Annotated in this window: 14 protein-coding genes; 11 read left to right on the top strand and 3 right to left on the bottom strand. The window is 68.2% G+C overall.

Annotated features, from left to right (window positions below; all coding sequences use genetic code 11):
• Positions 1-126 precede the first annotated feature (126 nt).
• The 6 genes from MLP_RS20940 to MLP_RS20915 all read left to right on the top strand — a co-directional run bounded on the left by MLP_RS20940 (position 127) and on the right by MLP_RS20915 (position 6978).
• On the top strand, positions 127-1191 hold the full coding sequence (locus tag MLP_RS20940) for an ABC transporter ATP-binding protein (protein ID WP_013865179.1): 1065 nt from the start codon (positions 127-129) through the stop codon (positions 1189-1191).
• Positions 1184-2230: an ABC transporter ATP-binding protein gene (locus tag MLP_RS20935; protein WP_013865178.1), complete on the top strand. Its 1047-nt coding sequence runs from the start codon at positions 1184-1186 to the stop codon at positions 2228-2230. Before MLP_RS20940 ends, MLP_RS20935 begins: the two co-directional genes overlap by 8 nt.
• A 14-nt stretch (positions 2231-2244) precedes the next feature.
• On the top strand, positions 2245-3180 hold the full coding sequence (mshB, locus tag MLP_RS20930; RefSeq protein ID WP_231851362.1) for an N-acetyl-1-D-myo-inositol-2-amino-2-deoxy-alpha-D-glucopyranoside deacetylase: 936 nt from the start codon (positions 2245-2247) through the stop codon (positions 3178-3180).
• Positions 3167-3724 carry a flavin reductase family protein gene (locus tag MLP_RS20925; RefSeq protein ID WP_013865176.1) on the top strand — a complete coding sequence of 186 codons (558 nt, stop codon included), beginning with the start codon at positions 3167-3169 and terminating at the stop codon, positions 3722-3724. Before mshB ends, MLP_RS20925 begins: the two co-directional genes overlap by 14 nt.
• A gap of 9 nt (positions 3725-3733) precedes the next feature.
• A complete protein-coding gene (locus MLP_RS20920; RefSeq protein WP_013865175.1) occupies positions 3734-5707 on the top strand; it encodes a VanW family protein in 1974 nt (657 codons plus the stop codon).
• 116 nt (positions 5708-5823) lie between these two features.
• Positions 5824-6978: a PQQ-dependent sugar dehydrogenase gene (locus tag MLP_RS20915; RefSeq protein WP_013865174.1), complete on the top strand. Its 1155-nt coding sequence runs from the start codon at positions 5824-5826 to the stop codon at positions 6976-6978.
• Positions 6979-7082: 104 nt separating this feature from the next.
• Here MLP_RS20915 and MLP_RS20910 read toward each other — a convergent pair whose 3' ends face one another.
• A complete protein-coding gene (locus MLP_RS20910; protein ID WP_013865173.1) occupies positions 7083-8051 on the bottom strand; it encodes a GNAT family N-acetyltransferase in 969 nt (322 codons plus the stop codon).
• 138 nt (positions 8052-8189) lie between these two features.
• Here MLP_RS20910 and fdxA point away from each other — a divergent pair, with 138 nt between their 5' ends.
• From fdxA to MLP_RS20885, 5 genes are all read left to right on the top strand, one after another.
• Positions 8190-8513, top strand: a complete 324-nt coding sequence (gene fdxA / locus MLP_RS20905) for a ferredoxin (protein WP_013865172.1) — start codon at positions 8190-8192, stop codon at positions 8511-8513.
• Positions 8510-9634 (top strand): succinyldiaminopimelate transaminase, encoded by a 1125-nt coding sequence (gene dapC, locus MLP_RS20900; RefSeq protein ID WP_013865171.1) that lies wholly within the window; start codon positions 8510-8512, stop codon positions 9632-9634. The genes fdxA and dapC overlap by 4 nt, the downstream gene beginning before the upstream one ends.
• Positions 9635-9783: 149 nt before the next feature.
• Positions 9784-10461: a hypothetical protein gene (locus MLP_RS20895; RefSeq protein ID WP_013865170.1), complete on the top strand. Its 678-nt coding sequence runs from the start codon at positions 9784-9786 to the stop codon at positions 10459-10461.
• A gap of 23 nt (positions 10462-10484) precedes the next feature.
• Positions 10485-12584: a sensor histidine kinase gene (locus tag MLP_RS20890; RefSeq protein ID WP_013865169.1), complete on the top strand. Its 2100-nt coding sequence runs from the start codon at positions 10485-10487 to the stop codon at positions 12582-12584.
• On the top strand, positions 12581-13246 hold the full coding sequence (locus MLP_RS20885) for a LuxR C-terminal-related transcriptional regulator (RefSeq protein WP_013865168.1): 666 nt from the start codon (positions 12581-12583) through the stop codon (positions 13244-13246). Before MLP_RS20890 ends, MLP_RS20885 begins: the two co-directional genes overlap by 4 nt.
• 57 nt (positions 13247-13303) lie before the next feature.
• Here the strand turns inward: MLP_RS20885 and MLP_RS20880 are convergent, their stop codons facing one another.
• Both MLP_RS20880 and MLP_RS20875 read right to left on the bottom strand, forming a co-directional pair.
• Positions 13304-13678 carry an ArsR/SmtB family transcription factor gene (locus MLP_RS20880; protein WP_013865167.1) on the bottom strand — a complete coding sequence of 125 codons (375 nt, stop codon included), beginning with the start codon at positions 13676-13678 and terminating at the stop codon, positions 13304-13306.
• Between the two features lie 53 nt (positions 13679-13731).
• Positions 13732-14772, bottom strand: a complete 1041-nt coding sequence (locus tag MLP_RS20875) for a cation diffusion facilitator family transporter (RefSeq protein ID WP_013865166.1) — start codon at positions 14770-14772, stop codon at positions 13732-13734.
• Positions 14773-14788: the final 16 nt, after the last annotated feature.

Raw genomic sequence — 14788 nt, 5'->3', positions numbered from 1 at the left:
ATTGGATGGTCGCACTCCGTGCTCCGGGGTCATCGGGCTCTGCGAATCTCGCTCGTTCGTCGCGATTCTGTGCGACGAAGAACGTGTCGCACAGAATCGCTCCTGCACTCGCGAGAGGCTCCGCCCATGACCCAGCAAGTCGAAGAGCTCCGAGTCGATCCCCACAATCCTCGCTGGCAGCCGGTCGACGGTCGGCTGCTCGACGTGGACCGGCTCGAGGTCGAGTTCCGGACCCGCGACGGCGTCGCGAAGGCCCTCAACGGCGTGTCGTTCAGCCTGGACGAGGGCGAGACACTCGCCGTGCTCGGCGAGTCCGGCTCGGGCAAGTCGGTCACCGCACAGGCGATCATGGGCATCATCGACACCCCGCCCGGCTTCATCACTGGCGGTGAGATCCGCTACTGCGGTACCGACATCCTCAAGCTGAGCGAGGACCAGCGGCGGCGGATCCGCGGTCCGGAGATCTCGATGATCTTCCAGGACGCGCTGTCGGCGCTGAACCCGGTCTATCCGGTCGGCTGGCAGATCGCGGAGATGTTCCGCAAGCACCGAGGGCTGAACAAGTCCGACGCGATGGACGGCGCGGCGCAGCTGATGGAGCGGGTGCAGATCCCGGCCGCTCGACAGCGGCTGAAGGCGTTCCCGCACCAGTTCTCCGGCGGTATGCGGCAGCGGATCATGATCGCGATGGCGATCGCCCTCGATCCGGCCGTGTTGATCGCCGACGAGCCGACCACCGCGCTCGACGTGACGGTGCAGGCGCAGATCATGCGACTACTCAAGGAGTTGCAGGAGGAGCGCAAGATGGGGCTCATCCTGATCACGCACGACCTCGGGGTGGTGGCCGACGTGGCGGACAAGATCGCCGTCATGTACGCCGGGCGGATCGTCGAGCGCGCCGATGTCTTCGACCTGTACGGCAACCCGGGCCACCCGTACACCCAGGGGCTGCTGGAGTCCATCCCGCGGCTGGACCAGAAGGGCCAGCAGCTGGCGGCGATCAAAGGACTGCCCCCCAACCTGACCAGGATCCCCGCCGGGTGTGCCTTCAACCCTCGGTGTCGCTACGCCCAGGACATCTGCCGAGCCGATCCGCCGCCGGAGCTGCGCGAGATCGGGCACCATCGCTACTCGGCCTGCCACTTCGCCGAGTCGGTACTGAGCGGAGAGGCGGTGCGTACCGATGCCTGACGAGCAGACGACCACGACGGCCACGAAACCACCCCGGGCGAGCGAGGTGATCCTCGAGGCCACGGACCTGGTGAAGCACTACCCGATCAAGGCGGGGGTCTTCCGCCGCACCGTCGGTCACGTCAAGGCGCTGGACGGCGTCTCGTTCCAGCTCTACAAGGGCGAGACCCTGGGCGTGGTCGGCGAGTCCGGCTGCGGTAAGTCCACCCTGGGCCGGACGTTGATGCGACTGGAGGAGCCGACCTCCGGGTCGGTGCTGTTCGACGGCGTGCCGATGTACGAGCAGCAGGGCAGCGCCATGCGAAAGCTGCGGCGCGACATCCAGATCGTGTTCCAGGATCCGTACACCTCGCTCAACCCCCGGATGACCGTCGGTGACATCATCGGAGAACCGTTCGAGATCCACCCGGACGTGGTGCCGAAGGAGCGCCGTCGGGAGCGGGTACGTGAGCTGTTGTCCCTGGTGGGCCTGAATCCCGAGCACATCAACCGCTACCCGCACCAGTTCTCCGGCGGCCAGCGGCAGCGGATCGGGATCGCTCGGGGGGTCGCCCTCAACCCGAAGGTGATCATCTGCGACGAGCCGGTCTCGGCGCTGGACGTCTCGGTGCAGGCGCAGGTCGTGAATCTGATGGAAGGGCTGCAGGAAGAGCTCGGGCTGGCGTACGTCTTCATCGCCCACGACCTGTCCGTGGTGCGGCACATCTCCGACCGGGTGGCGGTGATGTATCTCGGCAAGATCGTCGAGATCGGTGACGAGGACGAGATCTACTCGCGGCCGACGCATCCCTACACTCAGGCCTTGCTGTCAGCCGTTCCGGTGCCCGACCCGACCCTACGCACCGCGCGGGAGCAGATCGTGCTCACCGGAGACGTACCGAGTCCGGCGAACCCGCCGAGCGGCTGCCGGTTCCACACCCGCTGCTGGAAGGCGCAGGAGATCTGCAGCACCACCGAGCCGCTGTTGATCATGCGACCCGATGGGGTGGGCGAGCATCAGTCGGCGTGTCACTTCGCCGAGCCACGGGCGGTCGTCTGACGTAGTGTGTGGCCGTGACCTCGGCCGACCACGATTCCCGATCCGCCCGGCGCCTGATGCTGGTGCACGCCCATCCCGACGACGAGTCGATCAACAACGGCGTCACCATGGCGCGCTATGTCGACGAGGGTGCTGCGGTCACGCTGGTCACCTGCACCCTCGGTGAGGAAGGGGAGGTGCTGGTCCCCGACCTGGCGCATCTTGCCGCTGAGCACAGCGACGTGCTGGGGGAGCACCGGCTGGTCGAGCTCAAGGCGGCGATGGACATCCTCGGGGTCAGCGACTACGTCCGGCTCGGTGGGGACCACAGGTTCCGTGACTCCGGCATGGCGTGGGCCGCCGACGGCAGAGCCACCGCTCGCGACGTGCTGCGCGAAGGCATCTTCTGGACCACCGACCTGCTGGAGGCGGCCAACGAGCTGGTCACGCTGATCCGGGACCGGCGGCCTCAGGTGCTGATCACCTACAACGAGGTCGGCGGCTACGGACATCCGGACCACATCCAGGCACATCGGGTGGCGATGTATGCCTACCAGCTCGCCGCGATGCCGCACTACCGCCCTGATCTCGGCGCTGCCTGGCAGATCGACCGACTGCTGTGGACCGCGATGAGCGAGTCGCGGCTGCGGGAGGGACTGCGGGCGCTGCGGGCGGCGGGTGACACGGACACCTTCGGCGGACTGGATCCGGAGGGCCCCCTAGGACCGATGGCGGCCCCGGACGATGCGATCTCGGTGGAGATCGACGGTGCCGCGTGGGTGGCTCGCAAGATGGATGCGATGCGGGCGCACGCAACCCAGATCACTCCCGACGGGCAGTTCTTCGCCGGCATCGAGGTGCTGGGCGAGGCGATGTGGGCCCATGAGTACTACCTGCTGGCCGCGGGCGTCGCGTATCCAGGTGACGACTGGGCGCACGATGTGTTCGCTGGGCTCGATGTCGCAGACTGAGCCTCTGAGAGTCACGCCCGAGGCGTTCCGGCATGCGCTCGCCCACTGGTCCACCGGTGTTGCCGTCCTCGCCTGCCGGCTGGAGGATCAGGTGTACGCGATGACGGTCACCTCGCTGGCCTCGGTGTCGCTGACGCCGCCGTTGGTGCTGGTCTCCGTTGGTCGGCAGTCTCGCTGCCATGACCCGATCATCCGCGCCGGCAGCTGGGCGGTCTCGATCCTGGCCGCTGACCAGGGCGATCTCGGGCGCCGGTTCGCGGCGCCCGGCCGGGCGTACGAGGCGCAGTTCGTTGGTGTCGCGGCCACCGACGCACCGTTCTCCGCTGCTCCGGTCCTGGACGGCTGCCTGGCCTGGCTTGACTGTCAGACGGTGGCGCTGCACGAGGCGGGTGACCACACCATCGTGGTCGGTGAGGTTGCTCACACCGGCCCGCTGCACTCGGGTGGTGACGGCCTCGGCGAGTCTTCGGTACGTGAGCCACTCACGTACTATCGAAGCTCGTTCAGCGATGGTGGCCGACGGAGTGTGGCCCGGCCCCAGTGAGGTTTGTCCGTGACCAGCCAGTCCCCGCCGCCGAGCGGGCCGCCCGACGACGCTCGGCGGCCCCATGGGTCACCCGAAGATCCGATCGATCCGGATGCGACCGTGATCCGGGGACCATTGCCCGCTGAACCAGCGCAGTCGCCCGATGAGACGCAGCAGGCAGACCCGGCGGAGCAGCTTGATTTCGCCGAGCCGCCTGCGGCGGCCGAGTCTGCGACGTCGGACGGCGCGGTCTCGTCGGAGACCACCGTGTCAGCGGAGAGCGCAGGGTCGCCGGCCGGCCAGAAGCGGGCCCGGCTGGTGGCCATCGTCGCCGGTGCGGTCGTGGTGTTGGTGGGTGCGGTGTACCTGATCGGCTATCTGATGGCCGGCGACAAGCTGCCGAAGGACGCCCAGATCGCCGGCATCGCGGTCGGCGGGCTGACGACGGAGCAGGCCATCCAGCAGTTGCAGGGCGAGCTGGGCGACCGCGCGACCGCGCCCATCTCGGTGACCGCCGGCGACCAGAAGGCGACCGTGCAGCCTGCCGATGCCGGGCTGAGCGTGGATTACCCGGCGAGCATCTCGGCGGCCGGTGGTGGGCGGAGTCTGGATCCGCGCCACATCTGGCAGGTCTTGACGGGTGGCTCGGACACCGACCCGGTCGTGGTGACCGACCAGCAGAAGCTGACCGCCGCTGTCGCTGCGCTGGCCGCCGATCTGGACCGAAAGCCCAAGAACGCCAAGCTCGCCTTCGATGGCGCCAAGATCGAGCAGACCAAGGGCCGCGATGGAGTGAGCCTGGACCAGGAGAAGGCGGGTGGGGTGATCGAGGCTGCCTTCCTCGGTCCGTCCACGGCAGTCGTGGAGCTTCCGGCGACGATCACCGAGCCGGAGATCACCACCGCCGAGGTGGCGGACGTGGTGGCCTCGTACGCGAAGCCTGCCGTCTCGGGCCCGGTCACTGTGAAGGCCGGAACGGCCGGCTCGTTCACCATCACCCCGGCGATGATCGGCAACTCGATCGACGTCGTGGTGGCCGATGGCACGGTGAAGGCTCAGCTGGACCCGAAGAAGCTGCACTCCGAAGCCGGCCCGGCACTGGCGAAGGTCGAGTTGAAGAAGCCGAGGAATGCGACCGTACGGCTGGTCGACGGCAAGCCGAAGGTGATCCCGGCAGTGAACGGCACGACCGTCAAGGCAGCGGATCTGGCCGGCGCGGTCGAGCCGGTGCTCGCGAAGACCGGCAAGGATCGCCGCGCGGAGGTTCAGTTGACCGGCGCCAAAGCGGCCTTCTCCACCGCCGATGCCGAGAAGCTCGGCATCAAACGAGTGACGGGCGAGTTCACCACGTACTTCCCCTATGCCTACTACCGCAATGTGAACATCAATCGGGCCGCGCAGCTGATCAACAACACGGTGCTGAAGCCGGGGGACACCTTCTCCCTGAACGGGATCGTCGGTGAGCGGACCGCCGCCAACGGCTTCGTGGAGGGCTACATCATCCAGGGCGGCAAGTTCAAGAAGGAGCTGGGCGGTGGTGTCTCGCAGAGCGCGACCACCACGTTCAATGCCATGTTCTTCGCGGGTCTGAAGGACATCCAGCACCAGCCGCACACGCTCTACATCGATCGCTACCCGCCCGGCCGGGAGGCCACCGTCGCCTGGCCGACGCTGGACCTGAAGTTCCAGAACAACACCAAGTACGGCGTGCTGGTACAGGCGTACGTGAAGAAGTCGACGCCCGGCTCGCGGGGCTCGATCACAGTCAAGATGTGGTCGACCAAGACCTACGACAAGATCGCCTCGTCCAACCTGGCCAAGTCGAACTTCACGACCGGGCGTGACATCACCGACGACAGTCCCAAGTGCGAGGCGCAGGCGCCGGTCCAGGGTTTCGACGTGAACTACTCGCGGATCTTCAGCAACGACGGCAAGGTCGTCAAGACGGAGAAGTTCTTCTGGCGCTACGCCCCGACCGACCGGATCACCTGCAAGCGCTAGCCCCACGGATCTGCTCGATCTTGTCGGCTTCGCTCGATCTACAGATAGTGCAGATCCAACAAGATCGAGCAGATCGTGGTGAGGCTCCGGATTGTGATAGCGGGTAGCTTCGCGTCATGATGCGTCGGGTCGGGATCGTGGCGATTGCGCTCGGGCTGCTGGCTGGATGTACGGCCGCACCCGAAGGGGAGCGGTCCGTCGGCCCAGCCGCTGAGTCAACTTCGGCTGCCACCGCTGCACCGAACGGCCGTCCCTTCGTGATCGAGGAGATCGCGGAGCTGGACGAGCCGTGGGCGATGACTTTCCTGCCGGATGGCCGGGCACTGATCAGCGGACGTGGGGGCGACCTCACGCTCCGAACCACCGACGGGCAACTGCTCGAGGTCGACGGCGTACCGGACGTCGTGCACGCGGGGCAGGGTGGCTTCGGCGACGTCATCGCGGCACCGGACTTCGCCTCGACATCGACGGTGTACGTCAGTTGGGCGGAGGCCGGTGAGGGCGGTTCCGGCGCGGCCGTGGGCCGGGCAAAGCTCACCGCCGACGGCGGATCCCCTGCACTGAGCGACCTGACAGTGATCTGGCGGCAGCAGCCCAAAGTGAGCGGGAGCGGCCACTACGGTCACCGGCTGGCTTTCTCGCCGGACGGCGCGTACCTGTTCGTCTCCTCGGGGGAGCGGCAGAAGTTCGATCCCGCCCAGGACCTGGGCGCGAACCTGGGCAAGATCCTGCGCCTGACGCCGGAGGGCCAGCCCGCGGACGGTAACCCGTTCGCCGACCGGGGTGGGGTGGCGGCGGAGATCTGGACGTACGGTCATCGCAACCCGCTCGGCATCGCCTTCGACGCCGATGGCAATCTGTGGAACTCCGAGATGGGGCCACAAGGCGGCGACGAGTTGAATCTGGTGCGCGCCGGCGCCAACTACGGCTGGCCCAAGGCGTCCAACGGGTCGCACTACGGTGGCGCGGACATCCCCGATCACGCCGATGGGGACGGGTTCGAGGCTCCCAAGGTGTGGTGGAATCCGAGCGTGTCGCCGGGCAGCCTGATGATCTACCGCGGTGCGATGTTCCCGCAATGGCAGGGTGATGCGTTCCTGGGCGCGCTGTCCGGCCAGGCCCTGATCCGGGTGAACCTGGACGGCACGGACGCCATCAAGGGTGACGAGTGGAACCTGGGACGCCGGGTCCGGGAGGTCGAGCAGGCTCCGGACGGCTCGATCTGGCTGCTCACCGACGAGGGCCAGGTGCTCCGCCTCCGCGCTCCGTGATCCGTGGGCCGATCAACTGCTGGCTGCACTGGGCAAATGTTGCTCGATCTTGTCGGATTCGCGCTATCTACAGGTAGCGCAGATCCAACAAGATCGAGCAGATCTCACGGAAGGGCTGTCGGCGGAGCCAAGTAGCGATAGCTGTGGTGGTGGACGAAGCCGAGCCGGGCGTACGCCTGCTGAGCGGTCAGATTCTGCTGGGCGACCTGCAGGTAGACGTAGCGGGCACCACGACGGGCTGCCCAGTGACCGAGCGAGCGCATCATGGCCGTGGCGAGACCCCGGCGGCGGTGCTCGGGTTCGGTCCAGATGGCCATCAGGCCCAGCCAGGATCCGCTGACATGGCCGCGAGCGATCGCGGCGATCCTCTCGCCGTCCTCGGCGAGGACAGACGCGTACGCCGTGGGCGGCTGGCCGGTCAAGATCCGGCGGACGACCTCGGGGTCGGCATCATGCGGCCGGCTGCGTCCGAATGCCGCCAGCCAGCCGTCGTCCAGTTCCTCACTCACCTCGACCCGTGGATCGGGCATACCGTCGCCGAGCAGCGTGGTGAGTCGGCAGACCAGGACCTCGGTGGTCACGTGCACCGGGAGCCAGCCCAAGGCGACCAACCCGTGGTCAGCGGCGGAACCCACGATCACCTGCGCCTGGGGAGCGATGCCGTGCGCCTGGGCATACCCGATCACCCGCTCGACGGCCTGGGGGAGCGGCACCCCCGGATCGCCCACCGCCAGCACCGAGTTGGCCCGCGCGGAGAATCCACCACCGGCGCGCAAGGTCCATTCGCCCAGCGCCTCGCTGTCAGCCAGCCAGCCGGTGAGCACCGCGCGCTCCAGCTCATCGGCCGGCGTACGGCGGGGGTCGGGTCCGCCGGCCGCGGCCGGCACTCGTTTGGCGACGATGATGCGATCCCGCCCGATGGTGCGCGGCGGCTGGCTCGCGGACTCGATGGTGACCGCATCCGAGGTCACCGAGACCAGCCACCCGGTCACGTCGGTGGCCGAGCCGTCGGGCTGCCGGCAGCGCAGCACCCAACGCTCACCTACCCGTGCTTTGCCGAGTGCGATGTCCATCACTCCGAGACCAACTTCCGCCGACAACCGGAAGCGCGATACTAGGACCACAGTCGTGTGGCCGCATCGGCCGGGCGCTCCGAAACCCGGTCGACCGACCCCCAGCGGTCACACTCACATACCGAGGAGAGAACTCTCGTGACGTACGTCATCGCGCAGCCGTGTGTGGATGTCAAAGACCGTGCCTGCGTGGAGGAGTGTCCGGTCGACTGCATCTACGAGGGCAAGCGGATGCTTTACATCCACCCCGACGAGTGCGTCGACTGTGGTGCGTGCGAGCCGGTCTGCCCCGTCGAGGCGATCTTCTACGAGGACGACACGCCCGATGAGTGGAGCGAGTACTACAACGCCAACGTCGACTTCTTCAACGACCTGGGCTCGCCCGGTGGCGCGGCCAAGATGGGCGTCATCGACAAGGATCACCCGCTGATCGAGGCCCTGCCGCCGCAGGGCGAGGAGTGAGCCAGGCCGGCTCGCGCGCTCGCGGGCGGCGTCGGCTGGCGGCCAGCCTGCCGGACTTCCCCTGGGACTCCCTGGCCGAGGCCAAGGCCGTTGCCGCCACCCATCCCGACGGGATCATCGATCTGTCGGTCGGCACCCCGGTCGACCCGACCCCTCAACTAGGCCAACGCGCGCTCGCCGACGCTGCCGACAGCCCCGGCTATCCGCAGACTGCGGGCACGCCTCGGCTGCGGGAGGCGATCGCGGGCTATCTCGGGCGCCGCTGGGGAGCGACCGGGCTCGTCCCCGACGCCACCCTGCCGGTGATCGGCACCAAGGAACTGGTCGCCTGGCTGCCGACGCTGTTGGGTCTGGGACCGGATGACCTGGTCGTGTTCCCGACGATGGCCTATCCGACGTACGAGGTCGGTGCCCGGATTGCCGGCTGCCAGGCGGCAGCTGTCGATGATCTGACCACGCTCACCCAGGTGCCGGGGCTGGTCTGGCTGAACTCGCCCGGCAACCCGACCGGTCAGATCCTGTCCGCCGACGAGCTGAAGCGCCGGGTCGACTGGGCCCGGGAGCGCGGCGCAATCGTCGCCTCCGACGAGTGCTACGGCGAATTCGGCTGGGACGCTGAGCCGGTCTCGGTGCTCCATCCGTCCATCTGCGATGGTGACCACACCGGGCTGCTGGCACTCCACTCGCTGTCCAAACGCTCCAACTTGGCCGGCTATCGGGCCGGTTTCGTCGCCGGCGACGCAGCACTGGTCGCCGAGTTGCTGGCCGTCCGCAAGCACGCCGGGATGATCGTGCCACGGCCGGTCCAGGAGGCGATGCGGGTGCTGTTGGACGATCAGAGCCATGTCGTCGAGCAGTACGAGCGCTATCGGCGTCGGCGCGCGCTGCTGAGGCCGGCCTTGGAGCAGGCGGGCTTCACCATCGACCACTCCGAGGGGTCGCTGTATCTGTGGGCGACTCGCGGTGAGTCGGGACGTGATTCGGTGGCCTGGCTGGCCGAGCGCGGCATTCTGGCCGCACCGGGCGACTTCTACGGCGCCGCCGCCGCGCAACACGTCCGGGTCGCGCTGACCGGCACCGATGAACGGATCGCTGCCGCCGTCGCTCGGCTGGCCGTATGACGTGGTCGTGCTGACTGCGCCGCGCCGATCGTGCCCGTACTGATCCGCCCGGAAAGTCGGGACGCCGCGCCCTGATCTCTGGGCGCCCGGGCGGGTGATCGTGGTTCCACACCGGCAAATCGGCCGGTGCCTTTCGGGGAAGGAATCAGATGACAACGATCGATCAGGCGCGAGTGGAGCAGCCGGTCTCGTCGCGGGGAGCCAAACGCGGCTGGGCAGCCGCAGGCGTCCTCGCCGGCGGAAGCGCGGTCGCCAGTATTCAGCTCTCGACGATGGCGAGCCCGGTGTACGACGCCGCCACACCGCCGACCGCCGCGTGGGTCGCCGAGCAGCTGTCCACCAAGGTGCCGGTGCTGATCGGCTTCCATCTCACCACCACCATCGCCGCGCTGCTGCTGATGATCTTCGCTGCCGGCCTCAAACGCCGACTGGACGCACAGGCGCCGGCCGACTCGCTGCTGCCGAACGTGGCGGCCATCGGACTGGTGATCACATCCGCGATCTTGATCATGGGTGCTGGGCTGAACACCGAGTTCATCTTCGGGCTGGCCACACCGGGGATGATGCCGGCCACCGATGTGTCGTTCTACTCCCACTGGGTGGCGACCATCTCGTGGCTGTGGGTGGCCGCCGGGGTGAGTGCCGTCGCTCTCGGGCTGGCCTCGTTGCGAGGTGCCGCGCCGCGCTGGATCGGGGTGGTGAGCCTGGTGCTGGGTGCGCTCACCGCGCTGCTGGGAGTCTCGCCCTTGCAGTACATGGCCGGCTTCGTCGGTCCGCTCTGGCTGCTGGTGGTCGCGCTCGGCTTCCTGCTCGGAGATCGCCGCTAGGGTCGAGTGATGAGGTCCAGACGATGATCACCATCGCCGTCCCTCGGCAGCAGGCCGTCCCCGGTTCTCCGGGGGCGGCCTGGGCTGTCACCGTGGGTTGCTGGGTGCTCTGCCTGTCAGCGCTGGTGCTCTTCTTCACCTCCGCCGGCCCGGAGGCATTCTCCGACGACTGGCTCTTCGTGGTCACCGACGCGACGATGGCGGCCGTCTACGGCACGGTGGCGTCGGTGCTGCTGGCGCGCCGGCGGCATGTCGTGATCATCTTCTTGCTGGTCGCCGCGGTCGGTGGCGGTCTGGCCGCGTTCGGGGGTGCCTGGGCTCAGGCAAGCCAAGTCGGACGGCTGCCCGATGCACCGGTCATCGAGGCGCTCTATTCCACGGCGTGGGTGCCGGGCACGATGAGCCTGTTCCTGGTCGTTCCCTGGCTGGTACGCCGGGACGTCGATCGGGCGGCGTGGCTGTGCGCGGCGCCGGGGATGCTGCTGACGCTCGGCTTCGGGGTGCTCGGACAGGCTCTCCCGGAGGACGCTCTTGCGGCCATCGCGGCAGTGATCCTCGTCGCGGTGCTCTGGGGGCTCGTCACCGCCGCCGCCGTGGAGCGTCGGCGGCGAACTGCGCCAGCAGGCGAACGCGAAGGCCTGCGCTGGCTGGCGACGGGCACCGCCGTGCTGGCCCTGTCATTCCTGCCGCTGTTGTTGCCGTACGGCCTGGTCCCGGACTGGACGGTGCCGGCGTTGCATCTGGCCTGCCAGACGGTCTTCCCGATCGCGATCCTGGCGGTCGTGGCCCGGCAACGGCTCTGGGGCCTGGAGCTGTCGATCTCGCGCGCTGCCGTGGCAGGTTCGCTGACCGCGGTGCTGATCGCGGTCTACCTGCTGGTGAGCGTCGTCATCTCAGGGCTGATCGGCAACCAGACGGCCGCAGCGCTTGTCGGCACCGCGGCCGTGGTTGCCGCGCTGCAGCCATCCCGGCTGTGGCTGCAGCGTCGAGTCCGGCGGATGGTGTACGGAGCGGGTTCGGATCCGACGGCGGTTGCCGCACAGCTCGGCTCGGCGTTGGGCCGGGCCGAGTCGGAGCAGGCGCTGCTGGATTCGGTGGCCGAGACGCTCGGCCGCGCCTTGCGGCTGGAGTCGGTCACTCTCCGCAGCAGCGATGACCGGGAATCCGAAGACCTCGAGGTACGTGGCCGCTGGGGGAGCCCGACTGCGGCGCCGGAGCAACACCAGTTGGTGCACCGAGGTCGAGTCGTCGGCCAGGTGGAGATCACCCTGCCGGCGGGCGAGCTGCTCGACGGGCGTGGACGCAGCTCACTGGAACGACTGCTGGAGGTCGTGACCGCCGCCGTCGTACTCGCCGACAACGCCGCCGCGCTGGAGACGACCCGTGAACGTCTGACCACCGCTCGGTTGCGGGAGCGGCAGGTGATCCGACGTGAGCTACACGACGGACTGGTGCCCTGGCTGGCCGGGCTGCGACTCGGGCTGCAGGGCGTGCAGAACACCCTCGGTGCTGATCCAGCGGCGGCCGGCACCATGGTGGCCGGGTTGCAGACTGAGCTGTCCCGACGCATCGACGATGTCCGATCCGCCTCCCGCAGTCTGCTGCCGCCTGTGCTCCTGGAGCTGGGACTCTACGCAGCGCTGCTCGAGCTGGTGGAGCAGCAGCGCGCCGCCGGCATGACGGTCGAGTTGGTGTGCCCAGCGGCTGCCGCTACGGAGCTGGCAGGTCTGCCGGACGGGCTGGCCGAGGCCGCGTACGGGATCGCCGGCGAGGCGGTCACGAACGCTGCCCGACACAGCGGGGTCGACCACTGCCGGCTGGAGATCACCGTGGATCGGTTGTCTCTGCGGCTGGTCTGCGCCGACAACGGAAATGGGATCGGCGCCAACGCTGTCGGTGGGGTCGGCACCCGTTCGATGCTGGAGCGTGCCGAGGAGCAGGGCGGCAGTCTGGTCATCACACCCGGACAACCGACCGGCACGGTGGTGACCGCGATCCTGCCGCTGCGACAGCCGGACGAACTGCGACAACCGGACGGACTGCGACGGCCGGACGGACCGCGACAGCCGGACGAGCCGTGCGGGCCAGCTGGACTGCTTCAGCCGAACGGAGGGCCCCGATGACCGATCAGGCGATCACGGTGGTCGTCGTCGACGACCACCCCGTGTTCCGACTCGGCATGGTCGGTCTGCTGTCCTCCCTGCCCGGCATCGAGGTGTCGGGTCAGGCGGCGAACCGGGTCGAGCTCGAACGAGCGATCGCCTCGCCACCGCGGGTGGTGATGATGGACCTGCAACTCCACGGCGCAGCTGACGCCATGGATGAATCCGGCATCGAGTTGACTCGGTGGCTCTCGCACAGCCACCCCGAGATCGCGGTGCTGGTGATCACCATGAGCGATGACGACACCTCGGTGGCCGCTGCCGTCCGCGCCGGCGCGAGGGGATATCTGCTCAAGGCCGCAGCCCCGGAGGAGGTCGAACGCGCGGTTCGGGCAGTCGCCAACGGCGAGATGATCCTGGGCGCACAGGTCGCCGCCCGGGCGATGGCCCAGGTGGTCGGCGGCCGTGCCGCGGTTCGCGTACCGTTTCCCGAGCTCACCGATCGGGAGCGCGAGGTGCTGGACCTGGTAGCCCGTGGCTTCGACAACGCCACCATTTCGCGACGGCTGGTGCTGAGTCCGAAGACGGTCCGCAATCACGTCGCGAACGTGCTCACCAAGCTCTCGCTGCGCGACCGCGCGGCTGCGATCATCGCGGCGCGAGAAGCCGGTCTGGGGTCCTGATCGACGACGCGCCAGATTCTGTGAAGGTCGGAGCACTCGACCGGGTAGCGGTTGCGGTCAGCTGCTTTCAACCTCTCGGATGACCGGCCGGGCATGGTGCCGGGGATGCCCGATGCTGTGCTCGGCCTGGTGCAGGGCATCGGTGACGAGTTGAGCGACGTGCTCGTTGGCGAGCCGGTAGTAGACCCGGTTGCCTTCTTGGCGGGTGAGCAGAATACGGGCCAGGCGGAGTTTGGCGAGGTGCTGGGAGACAGCCGACGAGGGCTTGCCGACTGCGACAGCGAGGTTGTTGACCGAGCTTTCACCACCGATGAGCGTCAGGATGATCTTGACCCGGGTCGGGTCCGCGAGCATGGCGAAGATCTCCACCGCCAGCGCGACCAGGTCGGCGTCGTCGGACTCGTCGCCCTGCTGCTCATCCTCACGAGCCATGTCGTCAAGTCCTCTCGGTCCCTGTCTCTGCCGGGACAACAATTCCGGACGTCCTAGGACTCGGTCTTCAGCAGTATCCCTTCCGATGTCGACTCTGCGGACCCGCGGTGGACGTCGGGCGTCAGACGGACCACGCCGATGCTGGCCATGGCGTGGCGGAGGGCGGCGTCAGCGATGTGCTCGATCTGGTGGAAGTCGGCGACCGACATGTCCGGATCGGTGGTGATCGTGGCTTCGACGCTGAGCCGGTGGCCCAGCCAGCGCAGGCGCGTGTCGGAGACTGCTTCCACGCCTGGCACGGCTGACAGGGTCTGCTCGGCCTGGTCGACCAGGTTGGGGTCGACGCCGTCGAGGAGGCGACGGCCGATGTCGCGAGCCGTGCCGAACAGCAGCACGAAGATCGCGAGGCTGATCAGCAGACCGACGATCGGGTCAGCCAGGGGGAATCCGAGCCAGATGCCGACCACCCCCGCCACCACGGCAAGCGAGGTGAAGCCGTCGGTCCGGGCGTGTACGCCGTCGGCGACCAACGCGGCGGACCCGATCCGGCGTCCCACTCGGATCCGGTAGGTGGCGACGACCTCGTTGCCGGCGAAACCGATCAATCCCGCCACGAGCACCCAGCCGAGGTTTTCGACCGACTGGGGCACAAAGAACCGGCGGATCGACTCATAGCCCGCCACCACCGCCGACATCGCGATCATCGCGACGATGAACAGACCGGCCAGGTCCTCGACTCGACCGAACCCGAAGGTGTAGCGGCGGGTGGCGACCCGACGCCCCAGAATGAACGCCACCCACAGCGGCACCGCGGTCAGGGCATCGGAGAAGTTGTGGATGGTGTCGGCAAGGAGTGCTACCGACCCGCTGACTGCCACGACGACGATCTGCAGGGCGGCGGTCGCGGCGAGAACCAGCAGGCTGATCTTCAGCGCACGCACACCTTCCTGGTTGGCCTCCAGAGCGTCGTCGATGGAGTCGGCTGCGTCATGGCTGTGTGGCACGAACAAGCCGTGGAAGAAGCCCTTGACACCCGTCGGGTGGTGATGACCCTCGTGAGCGCCGGGCTCGTGGACGTGGCGGTGGCCGGACATCTGTGTGCAGCTTCCG

Source organism: Microlunatus phosphovorus NM-1, from assembly GCF_000270245.1.
Lineage (GTDB): Bacteria > Actinomycetota > Actinomycetes > Propionibacteriales > Propionibacteriaceae > Microlunatus > Microlunatus phosphovorus.
This window is presented reverse-complemented; position numbering and strand designations above follow the sequence as displayed.